The organism is Pseudomonas sp. UBA6276 (assembly GCF_002438365.1).
In the GTDB taxonomy this organism is placed as follows: domain Bacteria; phylum Pseudomonadota; class Gammaproteobacteria; order Pseudomonadales; family Pseudomonadaceae; genus Aquipseudomonas; species Aquipseudomonas coleopterorum.
Genome location: NZ_DJUS01000084.1, coordinates 1 through 15,690 on the forward strand (window position 1 = coordinate 1; position 15,690 = coordinate 15,690).

Here is a 15,690-nt window from a genome sequence, read left to right on the forward strand (position 1 = left end):
CCCCAAGTCGATCTGCACCTCGATCAACCATGTGGTCTGCCACGGCATCCCCAACGACAAGCCGCTCAAGAACGGTGACGTGCTGAACATCGACGTCACCGTGATCAAGGATGGCTACCACGGCGACACCAGCCGCATGTTCCACGTCGGCACCGTGCCAGTATGGGCCGAGCGTCTGTCGCAGGTGACCCAGGAATGCCTGTACAAGGCCATCGAACTGGTCAAGCCAGGTTGCCGTCTGGGCGACATCGGTGAAGTCATCCAGAAGCACGCCGAGAAGAACGGTTTTTCCGTGGTCCGCGAATTCTGCGGCCACGGTATCGGCAAGGTGTTCCACGAAGAACCCCAGGTGCTGCACTACGGGCGTGCCGGGACCGGCATGGAGCTCAAGGAAGGCATGACCTTCACCATCGAGCCGATGATCAACCAGGGCAAGGCCGACACCAAGGTGCTGGGCGATGGCTGGACGGCGATCACCAAGGACCGCAAGCTGTCGGCGCAGTGGGAGCACACCCTGGTGGTGACGGCTACCGGCTACGAGATCTTCACCTTGCGCAGCGACGACACCATCGCCCGCGTTTCGGCGTGATGCCGCGTAGGCGGGCGAACCGTTCAGGCCACTAATCTCTTCAGGAATACGACATGCCGCAGGTGGATCCGGAGTTGTTCGATCGCGGCCAGTTCCAGGCCGAACTGGCATTGAAGGCAAGCCCCATCGCGGCTTTCAAGAAGGCGATTCGCCAGGCTCACGACGTGCTCGACGAGCGCTTTCGCAACGGCCGCGACATTCGTCGGCTGATCGAAGACCGTGCCTGGTTCGTCGACAATATCCTGGAACGGGCGTGGAACCAGTTCGACTGGAGCGAGGATGCCGACATCGCCCTGGTCGCCGTAGGCGGCTACGGTCGCGGCGAACTGCACCCCTACTCCGACATCGACCTGATGATCCTGCTCGAAAGCCCCGACTACGAGGTTTTTCGCGATTCGATCGAGCGCTTTCTCACCTTGTTGTGGGACATTGGCCTGGAAGTGGGCCAGAGCGTGCGCTCCATCGATGAGTGCGCCGAGCAGGCGCGTGCCGACATCACGGTCATCACCAACCTGATGGAAAGCCGCACCATCGCCGGGCCCGAGCGGCTGCGCAAGCGCATGCTCGAGGTCACCAGTACCGAGCGCATGTGGCCCAGCCGCGAGTTCTTCCTGGCCAAGCGCGCCGAACAGTCCGCCCGTCATCACAAGTACAACGACACCGAGTACAACCTGGAGCCCAACGTCAAGGGCTCCCCCGGCGGCCTGCGCGATATCCAGACCCTGCTGTGGGTGGCGCGCCGCCAGTTCGGCACGCTGAACCTGCACGCGCTGGCCGGGGAAGGTTTCCTGGTGGAAAGCGAAAACAACCTGCTGGCCTCTTCCCAGGAGTTCCTGTGGAAGGTCCGCTATGCCCTGCACATGCTCGCCGGGCGTGCCGAAGACCGCTTGCTGTTCGATCACCAGCGTTCCATCGCCGGCCTGCTGGGTTACAAGGACAGCGACGCGAAGCTGGCGATCGAGCGGTTCATGCAGAAGTATTACCGCGTGGTCATGAGCATCGCCGAGCTCAGCGACCTGATCATCCAGCATTTCGAGGAAGTGATTCTCGGCGACCCCGATGCCGGTTCCACGGTACCGATCAACTCGCGCTTCCAGCTGCATGATGGCTATATCGAGGCGACTCACACCCAGGTGTTCAAGCGCACTCCGTTCGCGATGCTGGAAATCTTCGTGCTGATGGCGCAGAACCCGGAGATCAAGGGCGTACGCGCGGACACCATCCGCCTGCTGCGTGAGCACCGCCACCTGATCGACGATACGTTCCGCAACGATATCCGCAACACCAGCCTGTTCATCGAGCTGTTCAAGTGCGAAGTGGGCATTCACCGCAACCTGCGTCGCATGAACCGCTACGGCATCCTTGGCCGCTACCTGCCCGAGTTCGGCCATATCGTTGGGCAGATGCAACACGACCTGTTCCACATTTATACGGTGGATGCGCACACGCTCAACCTGATCAAGCACCTGCGCAAGCTGCAGTACACCCAGGTCTCGGAGAAGTTTCCATTGGCCAGCAAGGTCATGGGCCGCCTGCCCAAGCCAGAGCTGATCTACCTGGCCGGGCTGTACCACGACATCGGCAAGGGGCGTAACGGCGACCACTCCGAGCTGGGTGCGGTGGATGCCGAGCACTTCTGCCAGCGTCACCAGTTGCCGGCCTGGGACAGTCGCCTGATCGTCTGGCTGGTGCAGAACCACCTGGTGATGTCGACCACCGCGCAGCGCAAGGACCTTTCCGACCCGCAGGTGATCCACGATTTCGCCCAGCAGGTCGGCGACGAGGTGCACCTGGATTACCTCTACGTGCTGACGGTGGCCGACATCAACGCGACCAACCCCAGCCTGTGGAATTCCTGGCGAGCCAGCCTGTTGCGCCAGCTTTATACCGAGACCAAGCGCGCGCTGCGTCGGGGTCTGGAAAACCCGCTGGACCGGGAGGAGCAGATTCGTCGCACGCAGAGCGCCGCCCTGGAGATACTGGTACGCGGCGGCACCGATCAGGACGACATCGAGCAGCTCTGGTCCCAATTGGGCGACGACTATTTCCTGCGCCACAACGCCGGCGACGTGGCTTGGCATACGGACGCCATCCTGCAGCAGCCTGCCAACGGCGATCCGTTGGTGCTGATCAAGGAAACCACGCAGCGCGAGTTCGAGGGCGGCACGCAGATCTTCATCTATGCGCCCGACCAGCACGACTTTTTCGCGGTGACGGTCGCGGCCATGGACCAGCTCAACCTGAACATCCACGACGCACGCATCATCACTTCCAGCAGCCAGTTCACCCTCGACACCTACATCGTGCTGGACAACGACGGCGGCTCGATCGGCAACGACCCGCGCCGCGTCGCGCAGATTCGCCAGGGCCTGAGCGATGCGCTGCGCAATCCCGATGACTATCCCAACATCATCCATCGCCGCGTGCCGCGCCAGCTAAAGCATTTCGCCTTCCCGCCGCAGGTGACCATCCAGAACGATGCCCAGCGCCCGGTCACCATCCTGGAGTTGAGCGCGCCTGACAGGCCTGGCCTGCTGGCCCGCATCGGCAAGATTTTCCTGGAGTTCGATTTGTCGTTGCAGAACGCCAAGGTGTCCACACTGGGCGAACGCGTGGAGGACGTCTTCTTCATTACCGATGCGCACAATCTGCCCCTGTCCGACCCGCAGCTGTGCAGTCGGCTGCAGGCCACCATCGTCGACCAACTCAGTGTCAGCCAGGCGCCCGGCGTCGAGCTGTCCCGTTTGAGCATTTGATATGAACCATGCGTTGAACCAGCTGCAGCCCTACCCTTTCGAGAAGTTGCGTGCCTTGCTCAGTGGCGTCACCGCCGCTGCGGACAAGCGTGCGATTGCCCTGTCCATCGGCGAACCCAAGCACAGCTCGCCGGCCTTCGTGAAGCAGGCACTGGCCGACAACCTCGACCAGATGGCCGTGTACCCGACGACTCAGGGCATCCCGGCCCTGCGCGAAGCCATCGCCCAGTGGTGCGAGCGGCGCTTTCAGGTCCCGGCGGGTTGGCTCGATCCGGCGCGCCACGTACTGCCGGTCAATGGCACCCGTGAGGCGCTGTTCGCCTTCACCCAGACCGTTGCTCAGCGCGACGTCAACGGGCTGGTGGTCAGCCCCAATCCGTTCTATCAGATCTACGAGGGCGCAGCGCTGCTGGCGGGCACCACGCCGCACTACCTGCCGTGCCTGGACCAGAACGGTTTCAACCCGGATTTCGACGCGGTCTCGGCCGATGTCTGGCAGCGCTGCCAGATCCTGTTCCTGTGCTCGCCCGGCAACCCGACCGGCGCCCTGGTGCCGATGGCGACCTTGAAAAAACTCATCGCCCTGGCCGACGAATACGACTTCGTGATCGCTGCCGACGAGTGCTACAGCGAGCTGTACTTCGACGAAGACGCACCGCCGCCTGGTCTGCTGACGGCCTGTGCCGAGCTGGGCCGCAGTGACTTCAAGCGGTGCGTGGTGTTCCACAGCCTGTCCAAGCGCTCCAACCTGCCGGGCCTGCGTTCCGGATTCGTGGCGGGCGATGCGCAGATCCTCAAGGCGTTCCTGCTGTACCGCACCTACCATGGCTGCGCCATGCCCGTACAAACTCAACTGGCCAGCATCGCCGCATGGCAGGACGAAGCTCACGTACGGGCCAACCGCGATCTGTACCGGGAAAAATTCGATGCCGTACTGGACATCCTGACGCCGGTACTGGACGTCAAGCGCCCCGACGGCAGCTTCTACCTGTGGGCCAAGGTGCCGATGGACGATGCCCAATTCTGCCGCGAGCTGTTCGAGCAGGAGCATGTCACGGTGGTGCCCGGATCCTACCTGTCCCGCGAAGTCGACGGGCTCAACCCGGGTGCCGGACGCGTACGCATGGCGCTGGTTGCACCGTTGAGCGAGTGTGTCGAGGCCGCCCAGCGCATTCGCCACTTTCTCGAGCGTCGATAACACATAGCTACGCCTTTGCCGGGCGTTTGATCGCCATCATCGGTGGCTCTTTTTCAGGAGCCATTGATGATGCGTGATCTACTGTTCTGCAAACCCCTTCCTGCCTTGGACGTCGCGGCTTCACGCCGCGTGGCCCTGGCCGAGCGCCCGACCAATGCGTTGAGCGCCTCTTCCTCCGGACGTTCAAAACGCGCTCTGGGCCAGTTCTCCAAATTCTGGGCACCCGGCCGCACGCTGACCGTCGGTTTTTTCAATGAAACCCCAGTCGAGCACCAGGCAGCCATCGAGAAGGTGGCGCGGCAGTGGCTGTGCTGGGCCAACCTGAAGTTCGACTTCGTCGACAGCCCGTTCGCCGACATCCGCATCTATACCGGTGGCGAAGAAAACTACAGCCAAGTCGGCACCGACGCGCTGCTGGCCAGCCCGATGGATGCAACCATGGCCTTGGGCATCAAGCCGGATGATCCGCTGTTCGGGCGGACCGTGCTGCACGAGTTCGGTCACGTATTGGGACTGCTGCACGAGCATCAACACCCCAACGCGGATATTCCGTGGGACGTCCCCAAGCTGTATGCGTACTTCGCGGCCAAGGGCATCGACCAGCAGACCGTCGACATCAACCTGTTGGACAAGATCGACAAGGCGCTGGCCAAGGGCACGGCGTATGACCGTACTTCGATCATGCATTACTCGGTGCTGCAGGAGCAGACCGTGGGCGACTGGGAGGTGGGCATCAATCACACCTTGAGCCGCCGCGACCGCAGGTTCGTGCGGCGCATGTACCCGGAGGTGGTCGCCTAGCGGGCTCGGCCGAGGCTGGCTTGATCGAGGTCGAACTCGACCAGCGCTTCGTTCACGGCGGCAGCGTTGGTCAGGTGCTGTCGGCGCACGACGTAGCGTGGAAGCTTTTCGTATTCCTGTTCCACCCATACCGGTTGGCGAGAGGTCCGCTCGAAATCGGGCCACTCACCGATCACGAGGAATATCACCTGGGGTATGAGCGCGATTGCCAGCATGACGTTGAGGTCGACCAACCCCAACCCACCGAGCGCCGAGCCCACCACCACAGGTATGGCGCTAGCGACGGCTGTCCACAGTTTGGATAATCTGCGCATGGGCTATGACCTCACATGGGTTACTGTATGTTTATACAGTAACCCAGTCTGGGCTGTGTGATCAATCCCTGAGAGGTTCCCGCTCGGCGGACCAGCTGACGCCCAAGGCGTGCGGCCCACCCCGCGTGCTTTACAGGGTTCACTCGGGTGCGCCGAACATGGCGGTCACTGCCTGTTCCCCCAACGCTGGGCCGACACTCATGCCGACCCCACTGTGCATCAGCGTTGCACTCAACCCCGGCGCGATGTCCAACCGCGAAAAGGGATTCGGTCCCTTGGCGCCATAGACACCTTGCCAGCGTTCCACGACTTGGATCTTGCAACCCAGGGTGTCCTCTGCGAGCGCCAGCATCCACTGGTCCACCTGCTCGGAGTTGAACGGTGAAGCGTCCGTGGCGTAATCATGGGAATCACCGATGATCAGATCCCCATACGGTGTGGGGCTGACCAGCAGGTGAATGCCGTGTTCTTCCAGATGAGGATAATTGCGTTGGATTTCGGCGCGCACGGCGGCGGCCTCAGGCAGATCTGCAAAGGCTGCGTAATGAACACAGCTCAGTCCGGTCAGTACAGAATGCTTAAGATCCAGATTTGAGTCGGGCCGCCCCCGCAGCATCTGCAAGCGGCACACCCTTGGATTCAGTGCCGCCATGGGCTCGGCCAGCAGCGTCAGATAGTCATGCCCTGAACACACCACCACCTGCCGACCGCGAAAGCTACCGGCAGTGCTCTGCAGGTGCCCAGGTTCGACTCCGCTGACCAAGGTCGAAAAATGAAACTCGACACCCAGTTCGCGCTGCAGATAGCCGATCAGTTTCGGTATGGCCTCGCGGGAATACAGCTGCTGATCATCGAAGCCGTGCAAGGCGGCTCGATGATGGTTGAATCGACCGCCATACAAATCGCTCAGTTGTGCGCGGCTCAACAGTTCTACCCGATAATCGTGTTGCTGGGCGCGCCCGGCGCAAAAGGCGGCGAGCAGTGTTTCTTCCGCTTCGGTGCGCGCGAACAGCAACGAGCCATTGCGCTTGAGCTCGAAGCCTGCGGCTACGCTCCAATTGGCCCAGAGCCCGCGGCTGGCTTTGGCCAATTCGAGCATGACGCCGGGCGGTTGCCCGGTGACCAACGCTTGGCCGAAGTTGCGTACCGAGGCGCCCACGGGAGTGGCTGAACGCTCGAACACACGCACCTTCAGTCCTCGCCTGGCAGCCGCATAGGCGTGAGAAAGCCCGAGAATTCCCGCGCCTACCACCAGCAGGTCGCTTGCAAACCGATCCATTTCAACCTCCTCCCTATTGCTTGGCCGATTTACCGTCGTAGCGTTTGCGCCACTCGGCCAGAATGTTGTCGCGCTCTCTCGAGGCCCAGGCAAACTCATTCTTGATCAGGCGCTGCTCATAGTCGGCCGGTAGCTCGGTGGGCGGCTTGGCCAAGCCTGCCTGGGCCAGCACTGCAAAGTTCTCCTGGTACAGCGCCATGCCTGCGGCACTCGCCGAGAAGTCAGCCAGACGCTTGGCAGCCTCGGGGTGAGCGGTGCCCTTGATCACGGCTGTTGCCTCGATCTCCCAGCCCAGGCCCTCTTTGGGCAGGATGATATCCAGCGGAGCACCTTGGCGTTTGAGTTGTACTGCGGGGTACTCGAACGAAATACCGATAGGGAACTCGCCCGCTGCAGCCATCTTGCAAGGCTTGGAACCGGAGTGGACGTACTGACCGATGTTGCGATGCAAATCGTCCATGTAGGCCCAGCCCTGTGCTTCGCCAAAAGTCTGCAGCCAGGCGCTTACGTCCAGGAACCCGGTACCGGACGAGGCCGGGTTGGGCATCACGATCTTGCCGCGATAGACCGGGTTGGTCAGGTCTTGCCAACTGACGGGGCGCGGCAGGTTCTGCTTCTCGGCTTCGATGGTGTTGAAGCACAGGGTGGCGGCCCAGACATCCATGCCGACCCACGCCGGCGGGTTGGCCGGATCACGGTACTGGGCGCCAATCTTGGACAGATCCTTGGGCGCGTAGGCGTCGAGTAGGCCTTGTTGATCGAGGATGGCCAGACTCGAGGCTGCCAGCCCCCAAACGGCATCAGCTTGCGGACGGGCCTTTTCCGCGAGCAGCTTGGCCGTGATGATTCCGGTCGAGTCCCTCACCCATTTGATATCGATATCCGGGTTGGCTTTCTCGAAAGCTTTTTCGTAGGTCTGCAGTTGCTCGGCTTCCAGGGCGGTATACACCGTAAGTTCCGTGGCGGCCTGAACGTGGAGGCTGAAGCCTGCGAGCACTGCGGCAAGGGCGAGGGGCTTGAACATAGAGTGATCCTGAGAGGTTCGCGAAGAAGTTGTCGGTCAGTCAGACGCTTGATCATGGACTGCTGGGTGTTTCACCCCGGGCCATACGTAGGTTGATCTCATCGATGAGCGCTGGCAGATCAGCGATGGTGTCTGCCAGGTAATGCGGGCGTGCCGGGGTGAACAGCGCATCGATGCGCTGTCGATGCTGCTCGAGCTCGGAGGGGGTGAGCGCCTCGAAGGCCGGGTAATCCAGACCGAGGAAATTACCGGAGAAGCGCAGCCCGACCGTCCACATTCCGGCACTGCGGCCTTCGAGAATACCCGGCAGGGTGTCATCGACTTTCACACAGGCGGCGACGTCGCCGATGCCCAGCGCGATCACATTGGCCAGCGCCTGAGCTGGGCCAGGTCGCCCAGTGAGCAGGTCATCGGCCGCGACCACATGATCGGGCTGATAGCCGGCCACGGCGGCCATGGCCACGACATGATCCATCACCTGCCGGGGATATCCCGAAGTGGTACCGATTTTAAGCCCGGCCTGGCGCAGGTGCTCGATTGCGGCGAGTGCACCGGGAATGAGGGCGCTGTGCTTGCCGACATTGGCGATCTGCAACGGCATGAACCGCTCGTAGATGGCTGTCACGTCAGCATCGCTGGGTCGTCGCGCGAAGCGTTGCTCGAAACGCGCAGCGATCTGTGGCTGATTGCACAGGCTGCGGATGTGGTCCCACTTGCCCATGCCCATGGGGCCACGGGCTTCTTCGAGGCTCAGCTCGATATCGAATGTGGCGAAGGCCTCGACAAAGATTCGAGTAGGCGCGAACGAGCCGAAATCGACGACGGTGCCAGCCCAGTCGAGAATGGCCGCCTGCAGCCGTATGGGGGATCGATAGTGCATCAGGGTCTCCGCAGATCAGTGGGATGGGGTGCTCTGGCGCCAGGCTTGTGAACGTCGTAACAGCCCTCGAGACGTCCAGGCGAGCAAAAGTGAAACGGCCGCCGAGGTGAACAGAATCAGCGTCGACATGGCGGCTGCGCCGCCGACATTGCCTGCGTCGTCCATGTTGAGTACCGCCACGGCAGCGAGAATGCTGTCTGGCGAGTACAGGAAAATGGCTGCGGAAACGGTGGTCATCGCCGAGACGAACAAGTAACGGACGATGTCCAGCACTGCAGGTAGGCAAATCGGCAAGGTGACCCGCAGGTAGTGCCGATGCAAAGGGACCTTGAGCGAAAGCGCCGCTGCTTCGAACTCGGTGTCCAACTGGCGCAAGGCAGTGGTCGCGGTCATGTGCGCAGTGGTCAGGTAATGGGCAATGGTGCAGATCACCAGCAAAGCCATGCTGCCGTATAGGCTGTGCAACGGGTTGTCGGGCAGATTGAAGAAAAAGACATAGCCAAGTCCGAGCACCAGCCCTGGCACGGCCATGGGTATGAAGGTGAGTATGCGCAGGGCCAGATCAAGGCCAGCCTGCCCACGGGTTTTCTCCATCAGATAGGCACCGGTGAAGATTAACGCGCTGCCGATCACCGCACTGCAGCTCGCCAGTACCAGGCTGTTGCGATAGGCCAGCCATCCACCGCCTGCGTTTTCATTGAACAGGTAGTGCTTGAGCGACAACGACAGGTTGTAGGGCCAGAACTTGACCAGAGAGGAAAACACCGCCATCCCCAATACGGCTAGCAGCGCTGTGCAGATGAGTACGACGATCACCAGATAACCGCCATCTCGCCATGTCGAAGGCTGTGGCGTGAATACCTGCGCGCGGCCACTCATGAACGAACGTTGGCGCCGGCGCAACCAGGCATCCATGGAAAAGCTGATCAGCGCGGGCACCAGCAAGACCATACCGATGAGAGCTCCACGACCGAATTGCTGCTGCCCCACCACAGCCTTGTAGGCCTCGATGGCCAATACCTGATAGTCGCCACCGACAATCACCGGCACGCCGAAGTCGGTGATGGTCAGCGTGAAGACCAGGCAGAACGCGGCAAACACGGCTTGTCGAGAGGCGGGCCAGGTGATGCTGTGGAAAGACCGCCAGGCGCTTGCACCCATGCTCGATGCCGCGTCGAACAGACGCGCGTCACTCAGCGAGAGGGCCGAAAGCAGAATCATCAGCGCGTGGGGAAACGTGTAGATCACCTCGCCGATCACGATGCCCCAAAAACCATAGATATTGTCTGCAAAAAGGCCGCGCAGCAGTCCTTGGTTACCGAACAGGTAGATCAACGCAATGGCGGGCAGCATCGATGGCGCCAACAGCGGCAGCAGGGATATTGCGCGCCACAGGCCCTTGGCGGGAATCAAGGTGCGTTGCAGCGCGTAGGCGAACACATAGGCCAGAGGCACCACAATGATCGCGACAGTCAGGGAGACACGCAGGCTGTTGCCCAGCAACCAATGGAAATGCTCGCTGGCCAGCAATTGTCGAGCTGCGGCAAGTCCGCCGCCCTGCCCCATGTCGTTGCTGAAGCCGCGCCAGAAGATCGCCAGCAGGGGCAGAAGCAGCGCCATCGCCAGAACGGCGAGAAACAGTACTTTCCCGCCGAATACGAATAGTCGGTCGGCCCAACCGGAGCGTTCGATCCGGCGGACCTGGACCCGGTCGCCAACCGGCATGTTCACGTCAAGCATATTAGGCAAACACCTGCAGGCTACTTGGAGGCAGGGCTACCTGGATATTGCGCGTCCCCGGAGATGGCAGCTGACGCGCACTGATTTCGGCGGTCAGTGATTGACCCGGCAATGCGTCGAATTCGAAACTCACTCGGCATCTGTTGCCAAGGAAGGTCACCTCCCTCATCTGCGCAGCGAAAAGGTTCTCCTCCCCCTGCAGAGGATTCACGCAGATTGCCTCGGGACGACAAAAAAGCCGCCCAGCGGCGCGAGGCGCGACTCCACCGGCCAGTCGCAACTGCAGTGCCCCGACTTGCGCGTGACCGCTACCATTGCCTTCGAAACTCAACCAGTTGCCCTGGCCAACAAAATTGGCCACGAATGGCGTCTGCGGATGTTCATAGATCGATTGCGGGCTGGCGTACTGCTCGATGCATCCCTGGTTCATCACTGCAATCCGATCAGCCATCAGCATGGCTTCTTCCTGATTGTGCGTGACCATCAACGTGGTGATGCCCAGGCGCTGCTGCAGGCTGCGCAACTCCATACAGAGGTGTTCGCGCACCTGGGCATCAAGCGCCGACATGGGCTCATCCAGCAGCAGCAACGACGGTGCGGGTGCCAGTGCGCGAGCCAGTGCCACGCGCTGCTGCTGACCGCCGGACAGCTGGCCGGGATACTTCTTCTCGCTTCCGGTCAGCCCTACCAGCTCAAGCATGTCGGCAACCCGCTGACGAACGATGTCACGGGCGCTGCCGGTGAGCCCGTAGCCGATGTTCTGCTCGACGTTGAGATTCGGAAACAAGGCATACGACTGGAACACAATGCCGTAGTCCCGGGCCTGGGGCGGCAGATTGGATACATCCCTGCCCCCCAGATAGATAGTGCCCCGGTTCTGGCGCTCCAATCCGGCGATGCATCGCAACAAGGTGGTTTTGCCGCACCCCGATGGCCCCAGCAGGCAGACCAGCTCGCCAGGCAAGACGGCCAGTGACACATTATCCAATGCCTTGAAGGCGCCGAAGCTCTTCTGCAAGTCAGCGATCCGAACCTGTACGCTCGGGGAGGCTTCAGCGGTGGGAAGGGAACAGAGCATGGATGCACCTCATCAAATGGAGCACGAGCCGCGTGTGCAACGCGGCATTCGTGTCGATGAGGCAATGCTAGGGTGCTATTGCGACGGCGATGTGGCAGATAGCCAAAAGCTGGCGATAGTCATATCGGCAAATTTGTTAAGCATCTACCGCTCGAGACTGTCGCGAGCGACGTCGAGAAAGGCGGCGGGCAAGCGTGCCTGCCTGCGATCCTTGAGGCAATACAGATACTCGGCGATCTGCGGCGCGCCTTCTACCGCGATGGTTCGCAGATCCGGATTGACGGGTACCTCCTGGCGGGCAATGAGACTCACACCGATATTGCGCAGAACGGCCTCGCGAATGGATTCGCGGCTGCCGATTTCCAGTTCGATAACAGGGCGAACCTGATGGGTGCTCAAGAAGGTCTCGGTCAACGTTCGGGTGGTGGAACCGTGCTCACGCATCAACAGGCATTGTCCGGCCAGCGCGCTGGGCGGCACGCAATCATGCATGGCCAGCGGGTGCTGCTTGTGGACGGCCAGCACCAAGGGATCGGTGCCCAGCACCAGGTGCATCAAACGCGGATCCTCCAGCCATTGCGAGGACGCCGCCAGGTCTACCCGGTACTCTTCCAGCGCCTCGAGGACGTCCTGAGAGTTGCCTATTTCCACTGACACGTCGATGTGGGGCAAACGTTCGCGAAATGTCTTGACCAGATCGAGTATGTAATAAGGCGCCGTCGCACCTATTCTGAGTGCCCCCCTGCCCTGGCCGCAGTTTCGCAGGTGGAACTCGATATCGGCTTCATGCTGAAGCAGGACTTTCGCCTTGGGCAGCAGCCGAGCCCCCTCATCGCTGACGGTCAGACGACGCCCGCCTCGATAGAACAACTCGACCGCGTAGCGGCTTTCCAGCTGCCGAATCTGCGTAGTGACCGTCGGCTGGCTCAAGCCAAGCTTCTTGGCCGCCTGGGTGACACTACCCAAAAGGGCGACGGTGTAGAACGCCTTCAGCTCTGCACTCAGCATGATTCAACAGGCTCCTCAAGATCGCTGGCGTGGTTGCGGAACACCCACCGGCGCAATAATGGTTTAATCCGTACACCGGGGTGCCATCAGGGGCTTCATGACAACGGATCCGTCTTCATGCGCCTGTCAGACTTCATCCTCAAGAACATCGAACCCATCCTTCAGACCTGGGAAGATTTCGCGCGAAGCCTGGAAACGCCTGGCACGCCGCTCGATCGTGAAGACCTCAGGGATCATGCGCACGCGATGTTGCTGGCCATTGCCGATGATCTGCGCAATGCGCAATCGAGCCAGCAGCAGACCGAGAAATCCAAGGGCCATGACACCCAGAACGATACCACCGCAGCCAATGTCCATGCGCTTTCCAGGCTGCTTTCCGGATTCACCATCGAGCAGGTCGTCGCCGAATTTCGCGCCCTGCGCGCAAGTGTCATCAAGCAGTGGGTCAACGACGCCAGCAAGAAAGCCGACATCGATGTCGAAGACATGATCCGGTTCAACGAGGCGATCGATCAAGCCCTGGCGCGATCGGTGGGCAGCTACACCGAGGCGGTACAAGCCTCGCGGAACGTCTTTCTCGGCATACTGGGGCATGACCTGCGGACCCCTCTGGGCGCGATCATGCTAGGGGCGGACGCACTGCTGCGCACAGATGATCTGAGTGCGCGGGCCACCAAGATCACCTCGCGGATCTACACCAGCGTCAAGCGCGCTTCCCGGATCGTGGGCGATCTGCTGGACTTCACCCGATCCCAACTGGGCCCCGGCCTGCCGGTGTCGAAGACCAGGAGCGACGTGGCGCCTGCGCTCGAACGCGTCGTCGAGGAGCTGCGCATGGTGAACCCGAACGCGACGATCCTGCTGGAAAGCCCGGTCAGCGCAATCGGCCTGTACGACGCTACACGTCTGGAACAGGTGTTTTCCAACCTCATAGGCAACGCTGTGCAACATGGTGATCCACAGGGGGCCATCACGGTGGCGCTTGTCGCCACAGACGATACGTTGAGGTTCACGGTTCACAACACGGGCGCGGTCATCCCCGAAGATGTACTTGGATCGATCTTCAATCCATTGGACAGATATTCACCTGAGTCACCCACCGACAAAGGACCGCATGCCAGCCTGGGTCTGGGATTGTTCATCGCGTCCGAGATCGTCAGCGCCCATCAGGGGCATGTGGACGTCACCTCGAGCGCTGAAGCGGGCACCGTGTTTGCCGTCGAGATTCCCACCGGCGCCGCTGATCTACCTTCCTCCACAGACGCGCAGCGCTGATCATCCCGCGCGGCGCCTGTTCTGCGGGAGCTCTATTGGCGGCCCGCCGCAGACCGCTTTCAAGCCCGCGGCCAGGGCTCAGCGCCCGTGGCCGAGGTTGGCTTCGCTCATGTCCAGCTCGGCCAGCACCTCGCGCACGGCATCGTCGCCGATCCGGCGTTCGCGGCGCATTTCATAGAGTGCCAGGCGTTGCGCGCGCAGTGCCTTGATCCGCAGGTGGCGTTCGAGTTGATCCATTTGCCGGGCCAGCGCCTGGGCCTCGGCGGAATCCTCGAACGCGTCCAACTGCTGGCGGTACTCGGACATGATCCGCGCCTTGAGCTCGGTCGCCAAGGCCGCCTGACTGGCGTCCTGCTCGGTGGCTTTTTGCGTCGGATCTTCCTCTTCGAGCGAGCGAATGGCCGACTCGGCGGTGTGGCGCCAGGCATCCCGCACTTCCTGGCGAGCGCCCTGATCATCGCTGGTGGCCACGCCGCGCAGCAATAGCGGCAAGGCGATGCAGGCCACGACCAGCGACAGCAGGATGACACCGGCGGCAATGAAGATGAGCAGGTCCCGCTGGGGGAAGTCCTGACCGGGTGCCATCAACAGCGGCACCGACATGACGCCGGCCAGGGTTACCGCGCCGCGCACACCGCCCAGGGTCAGCAGGGCGCAGGAGCGGGCATCGGGCAGCCGCGTGATAGTGGCCTTGCCGCGCAGGCGGCGTATCCACGTCATCGCGCGCCAAGTGCTTTGCACCCAGACGAAACGCAGTACCAGCAAGACGCCGAAGATCGCCAGCACCTCCAGACAGCGCCACGACAACGCAGGCCACAACGTCGGCTCGTGGCTCAGCACTGCCTTGACGATGTCCGGCAACTGCAGACCAAGGAGGAGGAAGATCAAGCCGTTGAAGGCAAATTCCAGAAGCGCCCAGACGCTGCGGTTGAGGATGCGCGTGCGGGTCTGCCGGGGCAGCAGGTCCAGCCAGCTCTGCATCATGCCGGCAGCCACCGCGCTGAGGATGCCCGAGGCACCCAGGCGCTCGGCCAGCACATAGGCGGCAAACGGCAACAGCAGCATGAACACCACATGGGTGGCCGGATCATCCCAGCCCCGCGCAATCATCCAGACCCGCAGGCGCCCCACCACCCAGCTCAGCAGCACGCCCAAAGCCAGGCCGCCGACCGCCACCAGGACGAACGTGACACTGGCGTCGGCCAGCGAGAACACGCCGGTGATCGCTGCCGCCAGGGCGAACTTGAAGGTCACCAGGCCCGAGGCATCGTTCATCAGCGCTTCGCCCTGAAGGATGCGCATCAGCGGGGTCGGCAAGCGGTCCTGGGCAATCGCCGACACTGCCACGGCGTCGGTCGGCGACAGTACCGCCGCCAGGGCGAAGGCCACCGGCAGCGGAATGTCGGGCAGCAGCCAGTGAATGAAGTACCCCGCCCCCAATACCGTGAACAGCACCAGGCCCACCGCCAGCATCAGCACGGGGCCGCGGTAATGCCAGAGATCGCGCTTGGGAATGCGCCAACCATCGGAAAACAGCAGTGGCGGCAGGAACAGAAACAGGAACAGCTCGGGTTCCAGTGCGACGTGCAGGCCCAGGGTCGGCCAGGCGAGGATGGCCCCGGCGGCGATCTGCAGCAAGGGCAATGGCAAGGGAATGACGCGGGCGAACAACCGCGAAACGCCGACCAGCATCAACAGGATCAGCACGGTGTAGGCGGTTTGCATGGGGCAGGATTTCCTTTGAATCG

At 61.9% G+C, this 15,690-nt stretch carries 13 protein-coding genes; 5 read left to right on the plus strand and 8 right to left on the minus strand.

The annotated features are described in order from the left end of the window. From map to B2V21_RS09860, 4 genes are all read left to right on the plus strand, one after another. Positions 1-589, plus strand: a 589-nt coding sequence (gene map / locus B2V21_RS09845; protein ID WP_286916736.1) for a type I methionyl aminopeptidase, incomplete at its 5' end; no start/stop codon positions are given. A 53-nt stretch (positions 590-642) separates the two neighbouring features. Next, on the plus strand, positions 643-3,345 hold the full coding sequence (locus B2V21_RS09850) for a [protein-PII] uridylyltransferase (RefSeq protein WP_056843854.1): 2,703 nt from the start codon (positions 643-645) through the stop codon (positions 3,343-3,345). Position 3,346: 1 nt separating this feature from the next. Beyond that, on the plus strand, positions 3,347-4,543 hold the full coding sequence (gene dapC / locus B2V21_RS09855; RefSeq protein ID WP_286916737.1) for a succinyldiaminopimelate transaminase: 1,197 nt from the start codon (positions 3,347-3,349) through the stop codon (positions 4,541-4,543). A 66-nt stretch (positions 4,544-4,609) separates the two neighbouring features. Then, positions 4,610-5,344 (plus strand): M12 family metallopeptidase, encoded by a 735-nt coding sequence (locus B2V21_RS09860; protein WP_286916738.1) that lies wholly within the window; start codon positions 4,610-4,612, stop codon positions 5,342-5,344. Here the strand turns inward: B2V21_RS09860 and B2V21_RS09865 are convergent. The 7 genes from B2V21_RS09865 to B2V21_RS09895 form a co-directional block, all read right to left on the minus strand. Then, a complete protein-coding gene (locus B2V21_RS09865) occupies positions 5,341-5,658 on the minus strand; it encodes a hypothetical protein (RefSeq protein ID WP_286916739.1) in 318 nt (105 codons plus the stop codon). The two genes, B2V21_RS09860 and B2V21_RS09865, sit on opposite strands and share 4 nt — an antisense overlap. Before the next feature lie 139 nt (positions 5,659-5,797). Continuing rightward, entirely contained in the window at positions 5,798-6,937 is a 1,140-nt protein-coding gene (locus B2V21_RS09870) for a TIGR03364 family FAD-dependent oxidoreductase (RefSeq protein WP_286916740.1), read from the minus strand. A gap of 13 nt (positions 6,938-6,950) precedes the next feature. Continuing rightward, complete coding sequence (locus B2V21_RS09875; RefSeq protein WP_286916741.1) at positions 6,951-7,961, minus strand: putative 2-aminoethylphosphonate ABC transporter substrate-binding protein; 1,011 nt, start codon at positions 7,959-7,961, stop codon at positions 6,951-6,953. A 52-nt stretch (positions 7,962-8,013) separates the two neighbouring features. Continuing rightward, positions 8,014-8,841: a phosphonoacetaldehyde hydrolase gene (phnX, locus tag B2V21_RS09880; RefSeq protein ID WP_286916742.1), complete on the minus strand. Its 828-nt coding sequence runs from the start codon at positions 8,839-8,841 to the stop codon at positions 8,014-8,016. 15 nt (positions 8,842-8,856) lie between these two features. Beyond that, complete coding sequence (locus B2V21_RS09885) at positions 8,857-10,566, minus strand: putative 2-aminoethylphosphonate ABC transporter permease subunit (RefSeq protein ID WP_376787124.1); 1,710 nt, start codon at positions 10,564-10,566, stop codon at positions 8,857-8,859. 16 nt (positions 10,567-10,582) lie between these two features. Continuing rightward, a complete protein-coding gene (locus B2V21_RS09890; RefSeq protein WP_286916744.1) occupies positions 10,583-11,659 on the minus strand; it encodes a putative 2-aminoethylphosphonate ABC transporter ATP-binding protein in 1,077 nt (358 codons plus the stop codon). A gap of 144 nt (positions 11,660-11,803) precedes the next feature. Next, complete coding sequence (locus tag B2V21_RS09895) at positions 11,804-12,667, minus strand: LysR substrate-binding domain-containing protein (protein WP_286916745.1); 864 nt, start codon at positions 12,665-12,667, stop codon at positions 11,804-11,806. 117 nt (positions 12,668-12,784) lie between these two features. Here B2V21_RS09895 and B2V21_RS09900 point away from each other — a divergent pair, with 117 nt between their 5' ends. After that, the gene (locus B2V21_RS09900) at positions 12,785-13,942 is read left to right on the plus strand and encodes a sensor histidine kinase (protein WP_286916769.1); all 1,158 of its coding nucleotides are present in this window, start codon (positions 12,785-12,787) and stop codon (positions 13,940-13,942) included. Positions 13,943-14,020: 78 nt separating this feature from the next. Here B2V21_RS09900 and B2V21_RS09905 read toward each other — a convergent pair whose 3' ends face one another. Then, the gene (locus B2V21_RS09905; RefSeq protein WP_049862303.1) at positions 14,021-15,667 is read right to left on the minus strand and encodes a Na+/H+ antiporter; all 1,647 of its coding nucleotides are present in this window, start codon (positions 15,665-15,667) and stop codon (positions 14,021-14,023) included. Positions 15,668-15,690: the final 23 nt, after the last annotated feature.